Origin of the sequence: Vibrio quintilis (assembly GCF_024529975.1) — a bacterium.
Lineage (GTDB): Bacteria > Pseudomonadota > Gammaproteobacteria > Enterobacterales > Vibrionaceae > Vibrio > Vibrio quintilis.
In genome coordinates this window covers 1,663,947-1,687,209 of the sequence record NZ_AP024898.1, presented here as the reverse complement: position 1 = coordinate 1,687,209, position 23,263 = coordinate 1,663,947, and the positions used below count along the sequence as shown (strand labels likewise).

Genomic DNA, 23,263 nt, shown 5'->3' with positions numbered 1-23,263 from the left:
CGCCAATTTTCCATAATGAATAACCTGAAAACAAATGTACACCAAATATAATAAAAATCAACAAAAAGGTGAACAGCCAATTCAAGATTATTATCACATTAAAGTGTTAGTTTTTAGCCAATAAAATGTAATTCTTCTCATAAAGTAAATTTCATCGAAAAAATCAAAAAAATATAGCCGGTAAATGGTAGAAAAGAAGGATAAAATAAAAGTGTTACAGCGTCACGGTTTACAATGTAAATTATAATAATGGACCGGAACGATTGAATACAGCTGCAAACTTACGGAGGGTGTCAATCTGACTTTAATATGATTCATTTTTTACAAACTGAAAATGAAAAAACAAAGCCAGCAACTTTTGACAGATATAAAAATAGTCAAATGCATTGTTTATCGCAGCAAAAGAACAAAATATCATCAATTCATCTATGGTTTTACAAAAATCAATCAGAATAGGGTAACGACGGGATGTGTTTCTCAAATAAACACCACTCAATAATCATACAAATCCGATTATTCTGATCTTAGTGAAATAGAAATACATCAGAACAATCAATTCCAAGACACAACAGCTCGTGGTGATCATGTTTTCGGAAACATGATCAAGATATTGTCATGATCATGCTTCCTGACAAAAACAGGTGACAGGAACAATGATCAAGGAAATATAGATTAAAATTCAATGTATCCCGGTCAACAATAAACGCTGTAAAGATCGGAACAATGATCAAGACAGATGATCAGCCGGAAGCATATGTTTTTGCCTCCCATATACGGCTCATGTCTTTTCAACCGGGCCTTAAGGAAAATAAACCGTTGGAAAAAGCATAGTAGAAAATCGAAAAAACAGATTCAAACACGATTTCGATACCTTGATCATGCTTACGATACAACGAAAAATCACAAATTAGCAGCGTTTACAGCGCCAAATGGTATTTGTTCTCCGTTCTTTACCCAAAAACATACAATTGAATACGATTCTCCATGATCATGCTTTCGTCTGAAAGACGTGGAGATAAATATTTAACCAAACCGGCTGAATAGTGAGATGACAGGGACACCTGAAAGCGAACAGAGACTTGATCATCTTTCCTGTAAACCATTGATCATTCTTCTGTGGTTCGGATGATCATGTTTCAGTTCAAAGATGATCATGCTTTCAATAACTTAATGATCATGGTTCCGGTTCAATGATGATCATACTTCCGACATCAATAAAAAAAATTCTTTTTATTCCAGTTAATTAGCTCTACTTCCTTAGCCAGATCATTAGATCATTTAATCACTTAAGATCAAAATTAAGCATAAAGATCAGAGAACAATAAACAGAAACTTTTTCTTTATTTATAGGTTGTTTTTCTTTATTCTCGGAACAATGATTATTTTACATATAATGTGATTTAAACCTGATATGAGCTCAGCAGAAAAAATACTGATTAAATCTCCCAGAAATCATAAAGATGGTCATTTATTTGAAGTATCTGAATCATCGATTGACTGGATAGAACAATATCAACACTTTAAAGGTGTTACCAAAAGTATTATTGAACTGCTCAACTTAGTCTCTTTGAAAGGACTAAGCAGCCAGGATGGACTGGTTTCCACAACAGAATTAATTGAAGCAACCGACGGACAGCTGACACGGGCTGCAATTCAGCAACGACTAAGAGCTGCTGTAAGTATTGGTCTTTTTGCACAAATACCGGTTAGGTTCGAAGAAGGACTGGCGGGTAAAACAATGCTTCACCGGTTTGTGAATCCAAATCAGTTGATCTCAACACTCGGGGTAACCAGCTTAATAACTGAGTCTGTTAAACAATCAGAACGACAGAAAAGATCAAAAGCACTTGCCCAAACTCAGGTTAATCAGCGGCTGTTAAGCGAACATGGCCTGAATACACCGCCGATGATAAAAGATGAATCTGAACAATTTGTTGTTTCACCAACCAACTGGGCCGGGATCATTGATCAAGCATTAGCACCGCCAAGAACCAGAAAAAGCTACCAAAAATCAATGGTTTCTATTTCCGGAACCAAAGCGGTTATTGAAACAAGATCATCGAAGAACATTATGACAGTCGATGATCTGATGACATTATTTGCTTTGTTTACGCTGACGGTTCAGTATCATGATTATCACAAGGAAGAATATCACCTTAATGCAAAGCAGATTCCTAATAAAACACCACTGTATATCACAGATATCCTTTCTCTGAGGGGCAAAAAAGATAGTGGTCCGGCACGGGATTCAATCCGGGACAGTATTGACCGAATCGAGTTTACTGACTTTCAGCTTCACGAGTTAACCGGCCGTTGGTTAAGTGAAAATATGCCGGAAGGATTCAAAAGTGATCGTTTCCGTTTTCTTGCCCGGACGATTACAGCTTCTGAAGAAGCGCCGGTTGAAGGGGCCGGAGGTGAAATTAAAATTAAGCCCAATTTATATATTCTGGTCTGGGAACCTTCTTTTTATGAAGAGTTGCTTACCCGTGATTATTTTTTCCTCTTCCCGCCTGAAATTCTGAGGCAACATACACTGGTGTTTCAGTTGTACTCATATTTTCGCAGCCGGATGTCCCGCAGACATCATGACTCCACATTACTGTCTGAACTGAATCAGAAACTGGCCAGAAATATCGAATGGCGGCGTTTTTCTATGGATTTAATCCGGGAACTGAAGCGATTAGCTGAAGTTCATCACGATGAGAACTCATTTGAGGTAAATTTATGGGGGTATCATCTGTTTGTGAAAGGTCTTTATACGAAAGATAAGATCACGGATTATGAAGTTGATATCCGCTGTGATGTTGAAGAAGTTCTGCGTTACTCCAGAGCAAGAACAACCAATGCGGGAAAAAGGAATATGGCCCCTACGTTGCCAAACCCGCTCAGGCATGAACTGGTTTCCAGACAAAAACTGGATGAATTGTCTTCCATTATTGATGGTGAGTTTGAACCGATTCAAAGAAAAATGCCTTCTCCGCGGGGCAATCTTGGCCGGAGAGTGAAACTCAGAAAACATCTGGTGGAGATCAACGCAGATGAAATCACCATCACTTTATCTAAATATACCTCCCCAGAGGCTCTGGAACGCAGTATTTTGGCTTTATCTGCCATGACCGGACATTCTCCCTCACAAATTCGCCAGGAATGTGAGGAGCTGATTGAGAAGCTTGACTGGCTGAGATATGGTCAGGAGCCTATTCCTTATGAAATTCTCAGTAAAACGGTTGAATTGTTCAATGCGGGAAATGATGGCAAACATCTGTCTATTGAGCGGTTGATCTCTGGTTTGGCTGTAAGAAGAAAAGTTTGCAAACTGATAGGCGAAGGGCTGGTCAATGAAGATGTTTTAAAAGTACTGGATGATATTGCTATCGGTATTTAACATCTGAAGATCCTGAATGTCATGCTTATGGGTATATTTGCATTGTTTTTACATTGAACTGACAGAACCGTGCTGAATAACCATTAATGTTTATCTCGCAGGATATAGTTATAGATAACAATGTCTTTGGCTGAACTACGCCACAAAATGTAATAAAAATTCATACCTAGCTATTTGCGAGCTTCCCGAGCTCGCTTTTTTTTGTTCTGAAGATCTGGCTGCCCTGATCCGATGCAAATCAACGGAACAGATCAATACGTGCTCTGGCGCAAAAAAATGCGATTTCCCTTATCTAAAATTGCCCGGAATTTCAAACGTAATCACACTCTGGGATCTTTTTGCTTAACAAGCGTTTTTCTCTTCGATATAGAATACATGTCCCTTGCATAGTTTGTTCGGAGGTACTTATGTCTATCAATTCAATTGACCATGATGAAATGGCAAATATGACAAGCAAGTGGGACTTCATGGATGAAGTTGAATCGGCTAAACCACAGAAAAATACTCTTAAATCGGCAGAAGCCCGTCGCCGGATTGAAGCGATGAAAGAGATAAGAGAAAGTGGTTTAACGATCGAAGAAGCAAAAGAATTAGGTCTTCTTCATTAATTGAAGTGCTGAAGGGTGGAGGAACTGCCCTTCAGCAACACTCGAAAATATATATTTCTTTTCTTTATTTTTTCTTCCCTGTGGTATATTTCAGGCTTCGTTTTACAGAGTGCAGGGAAACCCATGTCTTTCAATCTTGCTGAACTTGCTGCTGGTGAAAAAAACCGGATTGAGCTGGATAAACAGGCCGCTTTTCTGGTTTGGAAGCTGAAGCAGGGCAAAGCAGGCCCTGAAGAAATAACCAAATATATCAGTTCAATTCGCTCAGCAGATGAACAGACCTGGTTTCAGCAATGCGTAGAAAAATATAAAAGAGTGATGGGTGTTATGTAATCCATCCCATATTTTTTGCAGAAATTGAAATGGTTCTGCGTTTTTTCTACAATTCGTCGCATTCTATTGATTGAGAGAGAACATCCCAATGGGAAGAAGTTTTGAAGTGCGCAAGGCTTCCATGGCGAAGACGCAAGGCGCCAAAATTAAAGTCTATTCCAAGTATGGTAAAGAAATTTACGTTTGTGCTAAAAATGGTGGCGCAGATCCGGATACCAACCTTTCACTGAAGCATTTGATCTCGAAAGCGAAAAAAGATCAGGTGCCTTCTCACGTCATTGATAAAGCCCTGGATAAAGCTTCAGGCGGTGGCGGTGAGGACTATGCACCAGCCCGTTATGAAGGGTTTGGTCCGGGTGGTGTCAGCGTAATCGTTGATTGTCTGACTGACAACGGTAACCGTACTTTTCAGGATGTTCGTCAGTGCTTTGTGAAAACCGGTGCGAAGATTGGTAGTCCCGGTACTGTTGCGCATATGTTTGATCATCAGGCTGTATTCCAGTTCAAAGGCGATGATGAAGAAGCGGTACTGGAAGCGCTGATGATGGCTGATGTTGATGTCACTGATATCGAGCTTGAAGACGGTGTAATGACCGTATTTGCGCCAAATACAGAGTTCTTTAAGGCGAAAACAGCGCTGGGTGAAGCTTTCCCTGAACTGACGCTGGATGTTGAGGAAATTACATTTGTGCCTCAGACACATACTGAAATCGCCGGAGAAGATGCAGAGAAGTTCCAGAAATTCCTCGACATGTTAGACGAAAGTGATGATGTTCAGCAGGTTTATCACAATGCAGAGATTGCATAGTTTCAGGTCATAATTCACTTTTATCACGTATCGATAATCATAAACGGTGATCCTTTGGATTGCCGTTTTTTTATTCAATCCAAAAGCAGATATCCCTGAATTTCGCTGAAACCCGAACCTTCAGGTTATCCGGGTTTATACGTTGTCCGGACGGGGAAAGATCAACACGTTATAGAAAATTCGTGAGAAAGTTCAAATGTTATGAGAAAAAAAAATAAAGAAAGAACTCATTAACAGTAAGGATATATTTAAAAAACACTTCTATTACACCAAGTTGGGGTGATAAAACTCACAAATAGCACTTTCATTATCTTTTCTCTTTAATTTGCGTAACTTAAGATTGCAATTTACTATAGCGCCCCATGGTGTGATTGTTAATTTATTGCGCTAAATGTAACCAAGTGTTCCTTTATATGACAATAAGTTTGGGAGTTTTGGGATTTGAAGTTGTAAACTTCACGTTTTTGAAAAACTTAATCAAAGTTTGATTTATAAAGTTTGCTTGTTACAAAACTCAACATAATACTTTTTATTAAAACCAACTGTAGTGATCTTATCGGCTCTGATCTGCGTTGATTAGGTAAATAAGAGATCTGCCAAGAAAGAGAAAGTAAAAGTCAATGGAAGCCTCACGATACAAAAGCATCATTCAGGGAACAGGGTTACTTTTGGTAACGCTTATGCTCTCAGGATGTAAGTTTGCATTGCTGGATCCGAAAGGCGAGGTAGGTGTTCAGGTGAAAGAGCTGATTATTACAGCCTTACTCCTGATGTTAATCGTTGTTATCCCTGTGATACTGATGACCATCTATTTTGCCTATAAGTACCGGGCCGGTAATACAGATGAAGAATATGCACCGGAATGGTCTCATTCAACTAAGATTGAGCTCGTGGTCTGGATAATTCCCATTATTATTATTGCCGTTCTGGCAACGATAACCTGGCGTTCTACCCATCATCTGGAACCATCTAATCCGCTGGTCAGTGAAAACGAAACTTTAACGATTGAAGTTGTGTCACTTGACTGGAAGTGGTTGTTCATTTATCCGGATCAGGATGTAGCGACAATTAACTATGTGGCATTTCCAAAAGATGTCCCGGTGAAATTTGTCATTACCTCTGACAATATCATGAACTCCTTTTTCATCCCCCGCCTGGGAAGCCAGCTTTATGCCATGCCCGGCATGGTCACGCGTCTCCACTTAGTCGCGAACGAAGCCGGTGATTATCGGGGTTTTGCTGCCAGTTTCAGTGGTGACGGATTCTCGCATATGAAGTTCACGGCAACAGCGATGCCTGATCAGCAAAGTTTTGATGCATGGATTGAGAATCTCAAATCAGCACCAGAAGTGATCAAAGATTTTGCGGATTACCGTGAGTTGGCGAAACCAAGTATTGATGTCCCTGTGACGTATTATTCTCACGTTCCGGATGACTTATTCCATTCAATCGTCATGCAGTATCCTGGCGGAATGATGTCAGACATGATGAATAAGGGCACGGAAGGGGATGATAAACCGAATCATCATGGTCATGATCATCAGTCAAACCAGCCGATGAAACATGAGATGAATCATTCAGATGAAGAAGCAGGCCATCATATGGCTGCTCACGGGGAATAATTATGTTTGGAAGATTAACACTGGAATCTATTCCATATCATGAGCCGATCATTATGATCACTCTGTCCGTGATCGCACTCGTTGGTTTGGCTGTTGTCGCATGGGTGACCCGCCTGGGGAAATGGCAATACTTATGGAATGAATGGTTTACGTCGGTAGATCATAAAAAACTGGGCTTTATGTATATCGCTGTCGCCATGATCATGCTTCTGCGTGGTTTTGCCGATGCGGTGATGATGCGGAGTCAGCAGGCTCTGTCTGCTGCCGGAGAAGCCGGATATTTACCACCTCATCACTATGACCAGATATTCACGGCGCATGGTGTGATCATGATTTTCTTCGTGGCGATGCCGCTGGTGATCGGTTTGATGAATATCATCATTCCGCTTCAAATCGGCGCGCGCGATGTTGCATTCCCTTATCTGAATAACCTGAGTTTCTGGTTATTTATCGTTGGGGTGATCCTGACCAACCTGTCGCTGGGTGTCGGTGAATTCGGCCGGACCGGATGGCTTGCGTACCCGCCGCTTTCCGGCATTGATGCCAGTCCCGGGGTCGGGGTGGATTACTGGATATGGGCGCTACAGATATCTGGTGTGGGAACGACATTAAGTGGTGTGAACTTCTTTGTGACCATTTTACGGATGCGTGCACCTGACATGCCGATGATGAAAATGCCGGTATTCACCTGGGCATCGCTCTGTTCTAACATTCTGATCATCATCTCGTTCCCGATCTTAACGGTTACAATTGCACTGCTGACACTGGATCGCTATTTAGGGTTCCACTTCTTCACCAATGACATGGGCGGCAACATGATGATGTATGTCAACCTGATTTGGGCATGGGGACACCCTGAAGTGTACATTCTGGTGCTGCCGGTATTTGGTGTTTTCTCTGAAGTTACGGCAACTTTCTCACGTAAGAAGCTGTTCGGTTACACCTCTCTGGTCTGGGCATCTGTGGTGATTACCATTCTGGCATTTGTCGTCTGGCTGCATCACTTCTTTACCATGGGAGCCGGAGCAAATGTGAATGCCTTCTTCGGGATTGCAACCATGGTCATTTCGATACCGACCGGGGTGAAGATCTTCAACTGGCTGTTCACAATGTACAAAGGACGGATTCGGTTTACGACACCGATGATGTGGACGATTGGGTTCCTGATCTCGTTCTCCATTGGTGGGATGACAGGCGTCCTGATGTCTGTACCTGGTGCTGACTTCGTATTCCATAACAGTGTGTTCCTGGTCGCTCACTTCCACAATGTGATTATCGGTGGTGTGGTGTTTGGCTGCTTTGCTGCGATTACTTACTGGTTCCCGAAAGCAACCGGATTTATGATGAATGAATCCTGGGGCAAAAAAGCGTTCTGGTGCTGGTTAACCGGCTTTATTCTGGCCTTCCTGCCACTGTATGCACTGGGATTCATGGGGATGACCCGCCGGATTAGTCAGGACATCAACCCGGACTACTTCCCTTATCTGGCGGTTGCAGCTGCCGGTACAGCGATTGTCGCGCTGGGTGTTGTCTGTCAGTTTATCCAGATTTACGTCAGTATCCGTGACCGCAATGAGAACCGGGACTTAACCGGTGACCCGTGGGATGCACGGACACTGGAATGGGCGACTTCTTCACCACCACCGTTCTATAACTTTGCCATATTACCTAAAGGGAATGAAATCGATGCGTTCTGGTATCAGAAACAGCGCGGAGAACATATGCCGGAAGGTGAAATTGAGTATGAACCAATTCACATGCCGAAAAATACCCCAACGGGTATGTATGTTTCAGCATTCTCACTGATCTTTGGCTTTGCCATGATTTGGTATATCTGGTGGCTGGCTGCGATTGGTTTTGTCGGCATCATTGCAACCAGTATCTGGCACAGCTTCAATGATGACGTGGACTATTACGTTCAGGTTGATGAGATTAAAGCAATTGAGGATGCCCACCGGGCTCAGGTAAAAAAAGCGGCTGAATCATCAGATAAGAATGATGACGCGGAGGTGAACTATGCAAGCTAATTCTGCGGTCGATCACGGGCATGATCACCACCACGCCAGTGGCAACAAACTGTTCGGATTCTGGATCTACCTGATGAGTGACTGTATTTTGTTTGCAAGTTTATTTGCAACATATGCCGTGCTGTCATCGGGGACTGCCGGCGGTCCGGCCGGTAAAGATATTTTTGAATTACCCTTTGTTTTTGTTGAAACCATGTTACTGCTGCTCAGTAGTATTACTTTCGGTTTCGGCATGATCGCGATGAAACGGAAACAACTGGGCAGTATGAACCTGTGGCTGGTGATTACATTCCTGTTTGGTCTTGGTTTTATCGCCATGGAGATCTATGAGTTCCATCACCTGATTTCGATGGGATATGGTCCGGACAGAAGTGCTTTCCTCTCTGCATTCTTTACGCTGGTTGGGACACACGGCATCCACGTGACTTCCGGTTTAATCTGGCTGGCGGTTTGTCTGTGGCAACTGAATAAGAAAGGATTGACTGAAGTGATGGAAACACGCTTTGGCTGCCTGAGTTTGTTCTGGCACTTCCTTGATATTGTCTGGATTTGTGTCTTCACATTTGTCTATTTAGTCGGGGTGATGTCATGAGTAATCAACATGCTGAGAGCGGAACAAAAGGTTATATTATCGGCTTTATTGCCTCTCTGATCTTAACCGCGATTCCGTTTTACTATGCAGGCACGCAAAGCCTGTCTGCACATACAACCTACGCGATTCTGTTCGGGTGTGCCATTGTTCAGGTTATCGTTCATTTTGTTTATTTTCTGCACATGGAGCTGAAAACAGACGAAGGGCGCTGGAACTTTATCTCACTGATATTTGCTGCAATTGTCGTATTAATCGTGATTGGGGGATCGCTGTGGATTATGTGGAACCTCAACATCAATATGATGATGTAGCAGGTTGGTTGATATGATTAAAGGTTATCTGTCAATTACGAAACCCGGAATCATTATCGGTAATCTGATATCAACTGCAGCGGGGTTTTTCCTCGCTGCAAAAACAGAAGCAGCAACACCACTGCTTCTGCTGTATGCAATGGCGGGTGTCGCCTTAGTGATTGCTTCGGGATGTGTGGTGAACAACATTATTGACCGCGATATCGACCGGAAGATGTCCCGGACGCGGGAGCGTTTGCTGGTACGTGGTGATATTAATGTTGATCATGCCTTCATCTTTGCGATCATTTTGCTGATATCCGGCACGGCATTGTTGTACCTGCAGACGAATCCGCTGACGACAGTGATTGTACTACTCGGATACATCTTTTATGTGTTCTTTTACACCATGTGGTACAAGCGGACTTCTGTATACGGCACCTTAGTCGGTAGTATTTCCGGGGCGGTTCCGCCTCTGGCTGGCTACCTGGCTGTGACCAACTATATCAGTCCTGAAGCATTGCTGCTTTTTGCGTTGTTTTGTCTGTGGCAAATGCCGCACTCTTATGCGATTGCCATGTTCCGCATGCAGGACTACCGTCAGGCTGGTATCCCGGTCCTCCCCGTTGTTTCCGGGATTAAAAAAGCGCGTCAGCATATGATGGCTTACGTGGCTGCATTTAATGCCGTTGCTCTGGGACTCTATCTGGCCGGGAATACCGGTTATGAGTATCTGGTTGTTGCTGCTGTTGTCTGTTTTATGTGGACCCGGGTTACATTCCGCAAGATGGACAGTAATAACTATGAGGTCTGGTCACGACAGGTATTTAAAATGTCACTGGTCGTTGTGATGAGTTTAAGTACCGTCTTAGGTGTTGAGCTGATACCGTTGAGTCTCTGACCACTTCTCATTGTTCTGAATAAAAAGCCCCTGAAGTGTTGCTTCAGGGGCTTTTTTTGTCGTTTTATACCCAAACAACCTGCATCTTCAGGTTGCTTGGGTATATTTACCCGGATAATCCGTATCTTCTGGTCGTTTTTGGGATAAACAGATTCCGGATAAACCCGGTTCCCTGAATCTGTTCAGGGGGAAGATGATTGAAGCCAGAAGAATAATTTTGTGATCTCCGTCACTTTTTTGCTGGCCTGATAAACGAGAAACCCGCTAGGAATCCGAATTACTGACTAAGGTTATTACTTGGGAAGATATTCTGGATAAACAAACCGCTCATCATCTATCAGCGAGGTTTTACGATGAAACCTGTATTGCAAAAATCATTTGATAAACAGTTATTTCTGGATAATGTAAAGCGCCATCTGACGTCCACCTATGCAACCACGCAAGAGCATGCAACGAAGCGTTCCTGGTATCTTGCGATGTCCCGTGCGTTGTCAGAACTGACCACACTCGACCTGCTGGAAACAGAGCAGGATGAGAACATTGTTCAGGCAAAGAGTGTGAATTACCTGTCGCTTGAATTTTTGATCGGACGCCTGACAGGAAATAACCTGTTGAATATGGGCATTTTTGAGATGATTCGTGATGCTATGAGTGAGCTCGGACAGGATTTATCTGAGCTACTGGAAGAGGAGCGGGATCCATCACTTGGCAACGGTGGTCTTGGCCGCCTTGCAGCCTGTTTTATGGATTCACTGGCTGCGCAGGAATTCCCTGCCGTGGGTTATGGCTTACATTATGAGTACGGCTTGTTTAAGCAGTCTTTTAAAGAGGGCCACCAGCAGGAAGCGCCGGATGCCTGGTGCGGTGTCGAAGGTTATCCCTGGGAAGTTGCAAGACCAGAACTGGCGCAGGAAATTGGCTTCTACGGGCATGTTCAGACTGAAGAGGTGAATGGCAGGGAAGTGCGGCGCTGGATTCCCGGTATGAGTGTAAAAGGCATGCCATGGGATATTCCGGTCGTCGGATATAAGAGTGATACCGTTTATCCGCTCCGCTTGTGGGAATGTCAGGCGATCGCACCATTTTCACTTGAAAGCTTTAACAACGGAAACTACTTTGAAGCACAGCACGCGCTGATTGATGCCGGGAACATTACCAAGGTTCTCTATCCGAATGACAACCATGAAAAAGGCAAAACCCTGCGTCTGATGCAGCAGTATTTTCATAGTGCTGCGTCGATCAGAGATATTCTCCGGCGACATGAACTGGCCGGCCATGCTATAGAAGATTTACCCAAATATGAAACTATCCAGCTGAATGATACCCATCCGGCTATTGCGATTCCCGAATTGATGCGGATTCTGCTTGATGAGAAAGGCATAAACTGGAATGAAGCCTGGAATATCAGCAGTCAGACATTTGCTTATACCAATCACACGTTATTACCTGAGGCGCTTGAAACATGGGATGAAGCCTTGATTCTCCGGCTGCTACCCCGTCATATGGAAATCATCTACGATATCAATCATCGTTTCTTACAGGAAGTCCGGGCGCAGTGGCCGGGGGATGTGAACAAGCAGCAAAAGCTGTCGATTATTCAGGAAGGGTTCCACCGGATGGTCCGGATGGCCAATCTTTGTGTAGTCGGTTCTTATGCAGTGAACGGTGTGGCCGCAATGCACTCCGAATTAGTCAAAAGAGATCTTTTCCCTGAATTTAATGAGCTCTATCCAAACCGGCTGTTGAATGTGACCAACGGAATTACGCCAAGGCGCTGGCTACAGTATTGTAATCCCGGTTTATCCGATCTGATTACCTCAAAAATTGGTGATTCGTGGCCGGTTGCGCTGGATGAGCTGGCAGCACTGAAAGAACTGGCGGATGACCGCGACTTTCAGCATGAATTTATGGCGGTGAAAAAAGAGAATAAAGTCCGTCTGGCAGAGTGGGTCAAAGCGCATCTGGATATTGATCTGAATACCGATGCCATTTTTGATGTTCAGATCAAGCGGTTACACGAATACAAGCGTCAGCATCTGAATTTATTGCATATTTTATCTCTGTATTACCGGTTGATGGAAAACCCGCAGTTTGAGATGGAACCCAGAGTCTTTATTTTCGCAGCGAAAGCGGCCCCCGGTTATTACCTGGCAAAAGAAATTATTTATGCGATTAATATGATTGCAGAAAAAATCAATCATGATCCGAAGGTGAATGAAAAACTTAAAATTGTCTTCGTTCCGGATTACCGGGTCAGTATGGCTGAAATCATTATTCCCGCAACCGATGTGTCCGAACAAATCTCAACGGCCGGGAAGGAAGCCTCCGGTACCGGTAATATGAAGATGGCGCTGAATGGTGCATTAACCATCGGAACAATGGATGGCGCGAACGTTGAAATCCGTGAAGAAGTCGGGGATGAGAATATCTATATTTTCGGCTTAGAAGTGGACGAGGTCGAGAAATTAAAAGCCAGTGGCTATAACCCATATGACTACTACAATGCGGATCCTTTGCTCAAAGCATCTCTGGATCTGCTGTTAGGTGATACATTCACGCCGGGTCATCCCGGGAAGCTCAGAACCATTTATGAAAGTTTGCTCGATGGCGGGGATCCGTATCTTGTACTGGCGGACTTCGCCTCTTATGTCGAAGCGCAGGCCAGAGTCGATCAGCAATACCGGGATCAGACCGGCTGGGCGAAAAAAGCGATTATAAATACAGCGCTGGTAGGTAAATTCAGCTCCGACCGCAGTATCCGGGATTATGTTGATAATATCTGGAAACTAAAGCAGGTAAAACGTTAAAAATTAACATTGAAATTCAGAAATTTAAGTCAAATCACTCTATGTGAGAATGTTGTCTTATAGACTTGAATATACCCAAACAACCTGCATCTTCTGGTTGTTTGGGTTAGATGCGTATGCCCGCTGTTGCGGGCATTTTCATCCTCAGTTGTTCTGTACATCAGTTGTTTTGTACATCAATGGCTCTGTACATAAGTGGCATGCCCGGGTCTCCGGGAATATAGATAGACAGGGAAACGCATAGGTTTATAGATACATATCGCACCGATGCATTGTGAATCAACCTTGAGGGCAGGAGTACGGATATTGAAAACAAGTCATAAGTTATTAAAAAAACAACAGATTTATCATAAGCTTGAGCATGCTTCTTTTGCTGATCCTTTCTCTTTTCTCGGGCCGTATATTTCTCCTGTACAGGGAGTACTCCGGGTATGGATGCCGGATGCAGTGCAGGTCACGCTTTTACTCGATGATCACTCGCAGTTTGAACTGACGCCGGAAGATGATGGTGGCTTTATATTACAGGAAGATCTGGACCTGAAGTTTACCCATTATCGTCTGCATATTCGTTGGGAATCCGGCGATCAAATTGTGGATGATCCGTATCAATACCATGCAATTTACGCAGAATATGAAGATCTTCATACGCCGATCAACATGTATCATCACATGGGATCTCAGTTGATGACGCTGGAGCGTGACGGGCAGCAAATTGAGGGCGTCCGCTTTTTGGTCTATGCGCCGCATGCTTCGGCATGCAGCCTGATTGGCTCTTTTAACTACTGGGATGGGCGACGTCACCCGATGCAGCGGCTGGATTATGGCATGTGGGGTCTTTTCATTCCGGGTCTGTCTGAAGGTGAACAATATAAATTTGAAATTAAAGGGCCGGACGGGGAAGGGCTGCCTCACAAGGCGGATCCCTGGGGTTTTCATGCAGAACAGTTTCCTTCACTTGCCTCTGTCATCTATAACCATTCTGGTTACGAATGGGGCGATCAAACGTGGACTGACCGGCCAGTCACTGAAAAGCCCGGACAACCGCTGTCTTTCTACGAACTCCATGCGGGTTCATGGCGGCTGGGGCCGGATGATCGTTTCCTGAATTACCGGGAACTGGCGGATCAGCTGGTGCCTTATCTTGTTAACATGGGTTATACCCACGTTGAATTAATGCCGGTCGCGGAGCATCCTTTCTATGGTTCGTGGGGCTATCAGCCTGTCGGGTTATTTGCGCCGACCAGCCGTTATGGCTCGCCGGATGACTTTAAATACTTTGTGGATCAATGTCATCAGGCCAATATTGGTGTGGTGCTGGACTGGGTGCCGGCACATTTCCCGGCGGATGGTCATGGCCTGAATAACTTTGATGGCACACCGCTGTTTCATGATCCCGATCCGCGCAGAGGATGGCATCAGGACTGGAATTCCTATATCTATGATATGGGGCGCGAGCACGTCCGGCGTTTTCTGGTCTCCAACGCTTTGTACTGGTTTGAGATGTTCCACATTGATGGCATCCGGGTCGACGCGGTGGCTTCTCTGTTATATCTCGATTATTCACGTAGTCACGACCAGTGGATACCGAATGTCGATGGCGGCAGAGAAAACTATGATGCGATTGCGATGCTGAAGTGGATGAATGAAGAAGTTTATAAACATTTCCCCAATGCGATGACCATTGCGGAAGAGTCAACGGCGTTCCCCGGCGTTTCAAGTCCGACATTTCTCGGTGGGTTGGGGTTCGGATTCAAATGGAACATGGGCTGGATGCATGACAGTCTGGAATATATGAAAAATGAACCCGTCCATAGAAAATATCATCACAATACCATTACTTTCCCGCTGATTTACGCCCACAGTGAAAACTATATTTTATCGTTGTCTCATGATGAAGTCGTTTACGGTAAAGGATCTCTGCTGAATAAAATGCCCGGCGATGAATGGCAGCAGACCGCTAATCTGAGAGCATATCTTGGTTATATGTACGGGCAGCCCGGTAAAAAACTGAATTTTATGGGCACCGAATTTGGTCAGGGCGGAGAATGGTGCCACGACAGCCAGTTACAGTGGTTTTTGCTGGATTACGGGCGTCATGAAGGGTTGCAGACGCTGACGCGGGATTTAAACCGGCTGTATACCAGTGAGAAAGCGCTGTATGAACTCGACAGCAAGCCGGAAGGTTTTGAATGGCGGCTGTCTGACGCGTCGGATATCAGTATTCTGGCCCATGAAAGAATCAGTCTGTCCGGAGAGCGGATTCTGGTGATCAGTAACTTTACCCCGGTCAGCCGGGATGATTTCCGCCTTGGTGTACCGTTTGCCGGTCCGTATCAGTTATTGCTCAATACGGATGATGAACGCTATGGCGGGAGCGGGTTCCCGGTAGAAAAAATGATTAAAACTGAAAAGGTTGAAAGTGAAAGTTTGCCGGATTCATTAACCCTGTGTATTCCGCCACTATCGACTGTTTTCTATAAATTAATTGCCATATAGCACTTCGATTTACAGTGTGAATTGACAAGCCTGAACAGTCCCCGTGTATACACCTGATATATGGGGATTTTTTATTCTCCCCAAAAGTCCTTAAGCATTTTCTCTCTTCTTACGGTTTCAATCAGGCAGGTATTTTCATCTATGGTGTAGCAGTCTAGTCCTTTATAAGAAGCACCAGCACAATAGCCATATTGATGTTCTTTGACAAAAGATTCAACAATAGACTCCATGATTGATGGAGAAATAAACATAATAAAAAAAGAGATTATACTAGTGATGATAAAAAATTTATCTAATTGAAATGGATTTTTTCTTAAGATTAAAACACGAATAGAAAATACAAATAAAATTATACCGCAACCTAATAAAGTTATTTCACTTGAACTGAAGAATAACGCAGAGCTAGTATGATTAATTGCATATATTAAACTATAAATATGTTCTGAGGAGGATATAAACATATAAATTGAAAAAGGAAAAAATAAAAGAAAGCAAAATATCATGCGAGCTAAAGACATTTTTGGTTTTGTATTTTTGTTAATGGTCGCATGACTCTTATGATCGATTACCATAATAGGCCTTTTCCTTTTATTTGAGATATTCCAATTCCTGTGTTGACAGAATTGTTAAAACGTGCAATGTCTCTGTCAACTGAATTTTGAGCTATCTCCCGGAGTTTTTTTACTAATTTATCAGTAAGATCAAACTTTTTGTCAATTTTATCTAATACGATTGATATCCCAATAGAGCAAGCTATGAAGACAACAAACTCCCCGAGCATTAATGTTGTTACAGCCCCGACAGCAATCGTACCAATAGTTGCAGCAGTCATCGCCTTTAAAAAACTGGAAGCCAGATTCCCCAAAAAATAGCTCCATGTCGGTTCATCCTGGAACAGGGTATCAATCATGGTGAAAGGTATCGCAAAATAGATGCTTAACTTGAATCCTTCTATATGATTAACGCCAAATTGCGATCCGAGAGCAATATTGAGGCTTTTTAGTTCATTACCCATAGCATAAGAGTATCTTTGAAGGACTTTGCCTATATTCTTGACCCCGGCTCCTTGTATCACCACCATAGCCTGATGACCTGAACCAACGATTTTTGATTTCATCTGTGCTGTGGTCACACCACTTTGCTTATATAGCGTTCCCAGTGATTTTTCTATGGATTTAATGTCTTTATAGGTTCCGTAGTAACTCAGTCCGGTGTTGACTGGTGCTTTCAAATTATTTTGCCAAATTGATTTCATCTGTTTGTGCGGAGTGCACTGTCGGGTCACTGCCTGCAAATTCTGTAATGAGATGGCGCACAATTCAAACTGATTCTTGTCTAAACATTCTCTGATTTTTGACTCAGAATGATCTAAGGAACTCATGGAATCGTCTCTTCTGATGCTGTCTTTTGATAGTGAGATAAAGTAGTTAAGAAAAAACGGGATAATTCATACAATCTGTTGATACAGGGAAATGAACGGATTGAGTTATCGTCTTTAAACCGGGGAGTTTTTTAGCTCTCCAGCCAGCCTGCCTGATCCCAGTTGTCGTAACCCATTGTGCCGGATACATTGTGGTTCCAGATGATTTCTTTATAACTGAGTTCTAACACTTCATGCATTTCTTCATTATGTGCGTGAACGGTGTGCGGGAGCGAAAAAGAAAAACCGGAGATTAATGCTTTCTTTAATTCAATACTGTAAAACTTTTCGTTGTAGCCCTGCTCATTAGTACGGTAAAAATGAATCGTACAATCTAAATGCTCCTGTTTGGCAAATGCTGTTGAAAGCAGCGGGCTGGATTTATCGACATTTTTCGTAATCACGATTGGTGCATGAGATTTGCCATGTTGTTGTGGCGACTTCATCATATTATGCTGACATGAAAGTACGGTGATTTCATCCGCATGTGTTTCCTGAAATTTATTCCCCATAGAATCTTTTGTGTTACAGCCACTGGAGATCATGCCCTGTTTTTCACCGTTAATAGTGATGTATGCAACATGTGCCATTTGATATTGTTTCCCAATTGATGCAAATGAATAAATTTTATTTCTCACGGTTTACTGTGTCTATCATCATCAGGTTCATTTGATGAAATACAGATATCTACCCAGAATATGAGTTATATAAAATACCAATCTATCAATTGTGGAGTGAACAACGCAGTTGTTAAAAATAAGAAGCTGCTTTTGTCTGCTGTATGCTACCAATAGTCACATTGACAGCAATGTAAATTCTCAATTAACATCAACCTTCACATTAGACCTATTTCATTTCACACGGCTTTATATTCCTTATGCTGGATATTATTTTCTGGATAGCAATTGCTTCTACTTTTATTTTTGTGATTAAACTGCTTCTGATGCTTTTTGGTGTCGATCTGAGTTTTGACTTTGGTGACGATTTTTTAGTGAATGCCGTGCTGGCACTGGCGATGACTTTCTCCTGGTCTTTTTTAGCGCTGTCGCAGGATGGCGGTGGTGTCACTCTTGGTGTTTATCTGAAAAGTCTGGGAATCTCGGTGAGTATGTCAACGGTTTTTCTGTATCTGATGAAGCGGGCCAGAAATATGGAAACCGGCGTGATTACAGAACTCTCTGTTGAGGCCGGGCATCCGGCTGAAATCTATTCAAGAGTTCCGGATAAATCATCTGCCGGGTATGGCAAAGTTAAAACAACCATTCAGGGAAAAACCTATTACCTGAAAGCGGTCTCAGAAAGCCGTGAATTCAAATATGGCGAGACCGTTCACATCTCCCGGATTACCAATGAAGTCGCTCATATCGACATCATTTAAAATTCATATTAAACAAAAAAATAAACTAAGGATAAAAAGTGTACGATTTTTCATTATCAGTCACCGATTTTGGCACGATGGCATTTGTATTTGTGCCGGTCTTATTACTGCTGTTTTTTGTGCTTTCATTTTTACTCTTTTACCGGAGATGTAAACCGAACCAGCTGCTGGTGGTTTATGGTAAAACCGGTGGCGGGCGTTCGGCTAAGGTCGTTCATGGTGGTGCAGCCTTTGTACTGCCTGTGGTGCAGGACTACGAATATATGTCGCTTCAGCCGATTGATTATGAAGTTGACCTGAAAGATGCATTGTCTGCTAACAATATTCGTCTGGACATTCCGACTTCATGTACCGTGGCGATTGGCACTTCTCCTGAGCTTTCATCCATTGCCAGTGAAAGGTTACTGGGACTGACTCAGGTGGAAGTCAAAGAAGCGGCTCAGAATATTACCATTGGTCAGCTGCGTGCTGCGGTTGCCACGCTGACCATTGAACAGATTAACCAGGACCGGGAAAGCTTTCTGGAAAAGGTCAATACCAACATCGCGGATGAGTTAGCCAAGCTTGGTCTGGAAGTGATCAACATTAACGTGAAAGATATCAGCGATAAAATGGGTTACATTGAGGCGATTGGCCGCAAAGCAGCAGAAACCGTGGTACAGCGGGCTAACGTTGATGTGGCTGAACAGCAAAAGCTGGGGGCTATCGGGACTCAGAAAGCGGAGCGCGAGAAAGATACGCAGGTGGCGATTGAATCGGCTGAATCAGAAAAAGCTATCAGTCAGACTCATGCTGAAAAAGAAATTTTCGTGTCGCAGCGTCAGTCTGAACAAATTCAGGGTGAAAACGAAACTAAAAAAGCGATTGCTCAGTCAGAAGCGGAACTGAAGATTGCGCAGGCTTCGGCCCGGAAAGACTCTGAGGTGGCAGAACAGATCGCAGAAAAAGAAATTCAGGAAAGACGTAAAGAAACTGAGCTGGCAAAACAGCGGGCGCATGAAGTTGTTGCGGAAACCATCGAAGCCGAGAAAAAAATCGAGGAAGCGAAAGGGGAAGCTGAGTCAATTCAGATTGTTGCCAAAGCAGAAGCTGAAGCTATGCTGACTAAATATGAAGCAGAAGCGGAAGGGATGCGCAAAGTGATGAAGGCTAAAGCAGAAGGTTATCACGACTTAGTGCAATCTGCCGGAAATAGCGATGCACTGGCGAAACTACAGGTGATTGAGAAACTGGAAGAAATTGTCAAACTGCAGACAGAAGCGATTGCGAAGATGAAGATTGATAATCTGACTGTCTGGGATCAGGGTTCTGAAAACGGGCAGGCTGGTCTGAAATCTTTTATGAAAGATTTCCTGACTATGGGCGCGCCAATGCATGAAATGGCCAGTAACGTCGGGATTGAACTGCCTTCATTTATGGGGAAGCAGACGGAACAGAAAGCTGAAGCAACTGATGAAGTGAATCTTCAGGAATCCTGATACTGCCGGATTGCGGATAGCTTCAGATTGTCCGGGTATATAAGCAAAGCCACAGCATTCTCGCTGTGGCTTTTTATGATCAATATGTTAATGGTTAACTGGCTTTATGGTTAACTGAAACGCATCAAATATTCCGGTTGTCCGGTATGGGGATCGGTTTGTTCACTGCAAATGATAAACCCCTGTGACAGATAGAATCCGGTACTGGAGGTGTTTCGTTTATAAACCGACAGACTGAGTGCGTCTTGTTGTTTTTTTGCATGGTTGATCAGTTGGGTGCCGATGCCGCTATGTTGATGAGCGGGAGCAACAAACAAAGCTGCCAGTGTTTGTTCATACAGTGAACAGAATCCGAGAATATCTGAGTACTGCTCATACACCCAGGTTTCCGCCATGGGCAGATAAATATCACGCATGTTATCCGTCTGCGAAATCCAGAATCCGGCATCCACAAAATCGTGTGCCTGAATGGACGCAGTGAGCCAGATATCAAGGATGGTATCGGTATCTGTCGGGGTAAATTGTCTTATCATTGTTTCTCCCGGTCATGAAAGTTATCTGATCTTAACGAAAAGCACTTGGTTTGATATATACTAACTGTATGATTTTATGTGAACTGTGGTGAGTATATGGCAAAAACGGCCAAGATTAAAAACGAAGATAAATTATTCAAAAAAGCTTTGGAAGTGGGGTGTAAAATGGCTGAAATGCAGGGATATCAACTCACCAGCGATAATGCCTCTCAGGCCACGAAAGCGAAAGCCCTGTATGTTTTTTTAGTCAAAGTTCGTCAGATAACACCTCTGCCGGCGGATAAATCTGACGGAAAAAGTATAAAAAAACGTTTAGCGCTCTGGATTCATCATGCGCTTCCTGAGGATGATCCTTTAAAATAATTCACTCTGAATCCTCCGGGACAGTTTTGGTCCCGGCATTGTGTTCTCATCATTTCTGACGTTTCGTTCAATCTTTGCCATCGCGGTTTTTCTGTTATCCGCTATTTTTTGTCCAGGCGACAGCCGGTATGCGGATAGCAGAGCAGGCGCATCGCGCTGAAAGTGCGGAATTATGGCAAAAGCTGAATCGCAGCCTGACTGAAAAAGTTGGTAAAACAGTGAAAGTTGATACCCGCACGATTACCGGCTACGAAGAAGGGCTTTATGCATGGCTGGCTGTCAGACATGAGAAAAAACAGGATAATTTCGGTATTGTTGAAATGGGCGGCGCTTCTTCTCAGATCACGTTTCCGTGTGCAAAGTGCCGGGAGAAGGATGATTCAGTCAGAACCGTGATGCTGGGCGGAAAACCATTCTCAATCTACAGTTATTCATATCTTGGTTTAGGGCAGGATGAAGCGTCCAAAACCTTGGGGCTTCCTAACGCCTGTGCTTATGGTGTTGGCAGTCAAAAACCGGGCTGGCAAATGAACCAGTGTGCTGAGCAAATTTCTCTTAAAACGACGCAGGGTCTTCTTGACCCGTACAATTATCATGATGGTCAACGCGGTACTTATCACGCTTTGCCGAAAGAACGATCTGATGTTGCATCCTGGTTTTTAACCGGTGCATTTAATTATATGAACAGCTGTGACGTCGGCATCTGTTGCCACTCAAAAGGTGATTGTTATACCCAAACAACCTGAAGATGCAGGTCTCAGAGCCTGACAAACTCACCCGCAGGGCGTGAGCTGAAAGGCACATTTCTGCGTCAAGAGAATTTGAAAGGTGGGTACATTCCTGCATTCCCTTTCCTTGAACTGTACCTTTCGGCTGCACGCTGGATCCTGCATCTTCAGGTTGCTTGGGTATATAAGCCAGAAACCGCCTGCTTTCGCGCAGTGTATCTCAAAAAATATCTGTATCTGCTGAATGTGCCCGAGACCTCAGAGCGGATGGATGTGAGCTGGACGCAGGGGGCAGCAATCTGTCAGAGTGAGGCCTGTCTGTCAAAAACTGAGCCACCGGTTTGTCGCTGGAGTGATAAAGGGTGCCTTTAGAGGCTGCTGACTTAGAAACAGGAATGGATGTCAATGGGTTCCTGTTTCTGTCTGACGGAATACTTTCCCCGTTGGTTCAGATCAAATGCAGCATTGATAACGCAAAAATACCAATTGTGGTTGTCACCAGTGAGAAAAATGTTGTCAGGACAATAATATTGGCTGCAAGTACCGCATTCCCGCCCATCACCCGGGCCATGACATAACTGGCAGAAGCTGTCGGGGCTGAGCTGGTCAGGAAAATTATTCCCAGTTCAATTCCTCTGAATCCGCACAGCAGAGCAGCACCTGTGAGCAGCAACGGACAAAGTGCCAGTTTGAAGAGTGTTGCAATCCATGCCGAACTTTTATCCCGGTGAAGCTGCCGGAGATCCAACGCGCCGCCACCACAAATCAATGCCAGTGGCAGCGTCATATTGGCAAAGTAATGGCCGGCTTTATCTGCAATTTCCGGCACCGGGATTTTCAGCAGAGAGAAGAACAGCCCAAGCAGAATGGCAATAATCAGCGGGTTTTTGGTCAGCGTTTTGACTATCACGCCAACAGCATTTTCCCGGTTATTCTGATTTTTGGGAATCAGAGTGTAAACCGCTTCAACATTAAACAGTAATACCAGCCCGGCGGAGTATAGCGCTGCTGTTGCAATCGCCTGATTCCCGTAAGCGTTTGCCACATATGCCAGAGCTATGATCATGGCATTTCCCCGGAATCCCCCCTGAATAATGACACTGTGATCGGCGGTATTTTTTGACCATTTTTTAATGATTACTGTTGTGAGGATAAAGAAGAGAAAATTGGAAATCAGGCCAAAAATGACAAAGGATGCACTGTTTGCAATCGCGCTGAAGTCTGATTTCAATACATTCAGAAACAGCAGGACGGGTAAGGTGACTTTAAACACCAGCCTGGAAGCAACTTCGATAAAGTGATCATCGATAAGGCTGGTTCTTCTGAAATAAACCCCTAAAAACAGCATCAGACAAATAGGCCCGGTGACGGATAACGAAAAAGTGAACTGCTCAAGTAATAAATTCATGATTTCCCTGTATCGGAGATAACTGCCGGGGAATAGCCCGGGTGTTGCCGGTGTGATTGAATCATCATTATACCGCGGGTTTA

The 23,263-nt window shown here is 43.8% G+C and carries 20 protein-coding genes; 15 read left to right on the top strand and 5 right to left on the bottom strand.

What is annotated here, in order from left to right; genetic code table 11:
- The first annotated feature begins 1,411 nt into the window (after positions 1-1,411).
- The 11 genes from OC443_RS26065 to glgB all read left to right on the top strand — a co-directional run bounded on the left by OC443_RS26065 (position 1,412) and on the right by glgB (position 15,872).
- Positions 1,412-3,388: a replication initiator protein RctB domain-containing protein gene (locus OC443_RS26065; RefSeq protein ID WP_073579465.1), complete on the top strand. Its 1,977-nt coding sequence runs from the start codon at positions 1,412-1,414 to the stop codon at positions 3,386-3,388.
- Between the two features lie 407 nt (positions 3,389-3,795).
- Entirely contained in the window at positions 3,796-3,996 is a 201-nt protein-coding gene (locus tag OC443_RS26060; RefSeq protein WP_073579466.1) for a PA3496 family putative envelope integrity protein, read from the top strand.
- Between the two features lie 123 nt (positions 3,997-4,119).
- Complete coding sequence (locus tag OC443_RS26055; RefSeq protein WP_073579467.1) at positions 4,120-4,329, top strand: DUF3283 family protein; 210 nt, start codon at positions 4,120-4,122, stop codon at positions 4,327-4,329.
- Between the two features lie 88 nt (positions 4,330-4,417).
- The gene (locus tag OC443_RS26050; protein WP_073579468.1) at positions 4,418-5,137 is read left to right on the top strand and encodes a YebC/PmpR family DNA-binding transcriptional regulator; all 720 of its coding nucleotides are present in this window, start codon (positions 4,418-4,420) and stop codon (positions 5,135-5,137) included.
- A 620-nt stretch (positions 5,138-5,757) separates the two neighbouring features.
- A complete protein-coding gene (gene cyoA, locus OC443_RS26045; protein WP_083601494.1) occupies positions 5,758-6,759 on the top strand; it encodes a ubiquinol oxidase subunit II in 1,002 nt (333 codons plus the stop codon).
- 2 nt (positions 6,760-6,761) lie between these two features.
- Entirely contained in the window at positions 6,762-8,786 is a 2,025-nt protein-coding gene (gene cyoB, locus OC443_RS26040; RefSeq protein ID WP_073579469.1) for a cytochrome o ubiquinol oxidase subunit I, read from the top strand.
- Positions 8,776-9,378 carry a cytochrome o ubiquinol oxidase subunit III gene (gene cyoC, locus OC443_RS26035; protein ID WP_073579470.1) on the top strand — a complete coding sequence of 201 codons (603 nt, stop codon included), beginning with the start codon at positions 8,776-8,778 and terminating at the stop codon, positions 9,376-9,378. Before cyoB ends, cyoC begins: the two co-directional genes overlap by 11 nt.
- A complete protein-coding gene (gene cyoD / locus OC443_RS26030; RefSeq protein WP_073579471.1) occupies positions 9,375-9,689 on the top strand; it encodes a cytochrome o ubiquinol oxidase subunit IV in 315 nt (104 codons plus the stop codon). The genes cyoC and cyoD overlap by 4 nt, the downstream gene beginning before the upstream one ends.
- 13 nt (positions 9,690-9,702) lie before the next feature.
- Positions 9,703-10,569: a heme o synthase gene (gene cyoE, locus OC443_RS26025; RefSeq protein ID WP_073579472.1), complete on the top strand. Its 867-nt coding sequence runs from the start codon at positions 9,703-9,705 to the stop codon at positions 10,567-10,569.
- A 353-nt stretch (positions 10,570-10,922) separates the two neighbouring features.
- The gene (locus OC443_RS26020; RefSeq protein WP_073579473.1) at positions 10,923-13,376 is read left to right on the top strand and encodes a glycogen/starch/alpha-glucan phosphorylase; all 2,454 of its coding nucleotides are present in this window, start codon (positions 10,923-10,925) and stop codon (positions 13,374-13,376) included.
- Positions 13,377-13,682: 306 nt separating this feature from the next.
- A complete protein-coding gene (gene glgB, locus OC443_RS26015; protein WP_073579474.1) occupies positions 13,683-15,872 on the top strand; it encodes a 1,4-alpha-glucan branching protein GlgB in 2,190 nt (729 codons plus the stop codon).
- Positions 15,873-15,943: 71 nt separating this feature from the next.
- On the opposite strand, the gene OC443_RS26010 is transcribed toward glgB, so the two are convergent.
- The 3 genes from OC443_RS26010 to OC443_RS26000 form a co-directional block, all read right to left on the bottom strand.
- Positions 15,944-16,444: a hypothetical protein gene (locus OC443_RS26010; protein ID WP_073579475.1), complete on the bottom strand. Its 501-nt coding sequence runs from the start codon at positions 16,442-16,444 to the stop codon at positions 15,944-15,946.
- Positions 16,438-17,253, bottom strand: a complete 816-nt coding sequence (locus OC443_RS26005; protein WP_073579476.1) for a hypothetical protein — start codon at positions 17,251-17,253, stop codon at positions 16,438-16,440. Before OC443_RS26005 ends, OC443_RS26010 begins: the two co-directional genes overlap by 7 nt.
- A 131-nt stretch (positions 17,254-17,384) precedes the next feature.
- Positions 17,385-17,882: an Hcp family type VI secretion system effector gene (locus tag OC443_RS26000; protein WP_073579573.1), complete on the bottom strand. Its 498-nt coding sequence runs from the start codon at positions 17,880-17,882 to the stop codon at positions 17,385-17,387.
- 287 nt (positions 17,883-18,169) lie between these two features.
- On the opposite strand from OC443_RS26000, the gene OC443_RS25995 reads away from it, so the two are divergent.
- Entirely contained in the window at positions 18,170-18,670 is a 501-nt protein-coding gene (locus OC443_RS25995) for a hypothetical protein (protein ID WP_073579477.1), read from the top strand.
- A 38-nt stretch (positions 18,671-18,708) separates the two neighbouring features.
- Positions 18,709-20,148 carry a flotillin family protein gene (locus OC443_RS25990; protein ID WP_083601495.1) on the top strand — a complete coding sequence of 480 codons (1,440 nt, stop codon included), beginning with the start codon at positions 18,709-18,711 and terminating at the stop codon, positions 20,146-20,148.
- Between the two features lie 110 nt (positions 20,149-20,258).
- On the opposite strand, the gene OC443_RS25985 is transcribed toward OC443_RS25990, so the two are convergent.
- Positions 20,259-20,681, bottom strand: a complete 423-nt coding sequence (locus OC443_RS25985; protein ID WP_073579478.1) for an N-acetyltransferase — start codon at positions 20,679-20,681, stop codon at positions 20,259-20,261.
- Positions 20,682-20,777: 96 nt separating this feature from the next.
- On the opposite strand from OC443_RS25985, the gene OC443_RS25980 reads away from it, so the two are divergent.
- Positions 20,778-21,044, top strand: coding sequence for a DUF5062 family protein (locus OC443_RS25980; protein WP_073579479.1), 267 nt, complete (start codon positions 20,778-20,780; stop codon positions 21,042-21,044).
- A gap of 74 nt (positions 21,045-21,118) precedes the next feature.
- Positions 21,119-21,790 carry a hypothetical protein gene (locus OC443_RS25975; protein ID WP_262021775.1) on the top strand — a complete coding sequence of 224 codons (672 nt, stop codon included), beginning with the start codon at positions 21,119-21,121 and terminating at the stop codon, positions 21,788-21,790.
- A 430-nt stretch (positions 21,791-22,220) separates the two neighbouring features.
- On the opposite strand, the gene OC443_RS25970 is transcribed toward OC443_RS25975, so the two are convergent.
- Positions 22,221-23,180 carry an AEC family transporter gene (locus tag OC443_RS25970; RefSeq protein ID WP_073579482.1) on the bottom strand — a complete coding sequence of 320 codons (960 nt, stop codon included), beginning with the start codon at positions 23,178-23,180 and terminating at the stop codon, positions 22,221-22,223.
- Positions 23,181-23,263: the final 83 nt, after the last annotated feature.

Bases quoted from the DNA above. Each gene is read 5' to 3' on its own strand.
- OC443_RS26065 (WP_073579465.1), top strand. From the start codon at position 1,412: ATGAGCTCAGCAGAAAAAATACTGATTAAATCTCCCAGAAATCATAAA.
- OC443_RS26060 (WP_073579466.1), top strand. From the start codon at position 3,796: ATGTCTATCAATTCAATTGACCATGATGAAATGGCAAATATGACAAGC.
- OC443_RS26055 (WP_073579467.1), top strand. From the start codon at position 4,120: ATGTCTTTCAATCTTGCTGAACTTGCTGCTGGTGAAAAAAACCGGATT.
- OC443_RS26050 (WP_073579468.1), top strand. From the start codon at position 4,418: ATGGGAAGAAGTTTTGAAGTGCGCAAGGCTTCCATGGCGAAGACGCAA.
- cyoA (WP_083601494.1), top strand. From the start codon at position 5,758: ATGGAAGCCTCACGATACAAAAGCATCATTCAGGGAACAGGGTTACTT.
- cyoB (WP_073579469.1), top strand. From the start codon at position 6,762: ATGTTTGGAAGATTAACACTGGAATCTATTCCATATCATGAGCCGATC.
- cyoC (WP_073579470.1), top strand. From the start codon at position 8,776: ATGCAAGCTAATTCTGCGGTCGATCACGGGCATGATCACCACCACGCC.
- cyoD (WP_073579471.1), top strand. From the start codon at position 9,375: ATGAGTAATCAACATGCTGAGAGCGGAACAAAAGGTTATATTATCGGC.
- cyoE (WP_073579472.1), top strand. From the start codon at position 9,703: ATGATTAAAGGTTATCTGTCAATTACGAAACCCGGAATCATTATCGGT.
- OC443_RS26020 (WP_073579473.1), top strand. From the start codon at position 10,923: ATGAAACCTGTATTGCAAAAATCATTTGATAAACAGTTATTTCTGGAT.
- OC443_RS26010 (WP_073579475.1), bottom strand. From the start codon at position 16,444: ATGGTAATCGATCATAAGAGTCATGCGACCATTAACAAAAATACAAAA.
- OC443_RS26005 (WP_073579476.1), bottom strand. From the start codon at position 17,253: ATGAGTTCCTTAGATCATTCTGAGTCAAAAATCAGAGAATGTTTAGAC.
- OC443_RS26000 (WP_073579573.1), bottom strand. From the start codon at position 17,882: ATGGCACATGTTGCATACATCACTATTAACGGTGAAAAACAGGGCATG.
- OC443_RS25995 (WP_073579477.1), top strand. From the start codon at position 18,170: ATGCTGGATATTATTTTCTGGATAGCAATTGCTTCTACTTTTATTTTT.
- OC443_RS25985 (WP_073579478.1), bottom strand. From the start codon at position 20,681: ATGATAAGACAATTTACCCCGACAGATACCGATACCATCCTTGATATC.
- OC443_RS25980 (WP_073579479.1), top strand. From the start codon at position 20,778: ATGGCAAAAACGGCCAAGATTAAAAACGAAGATAAATTATTCAAAAAA.
- OC443_RS25970 (WP_073579482.1), bottom strand. From the start codon at position 23,180: ATGAATTTATTACTTGAGCAGTTCACTTTTTCGTTATCCGTCACCGGG.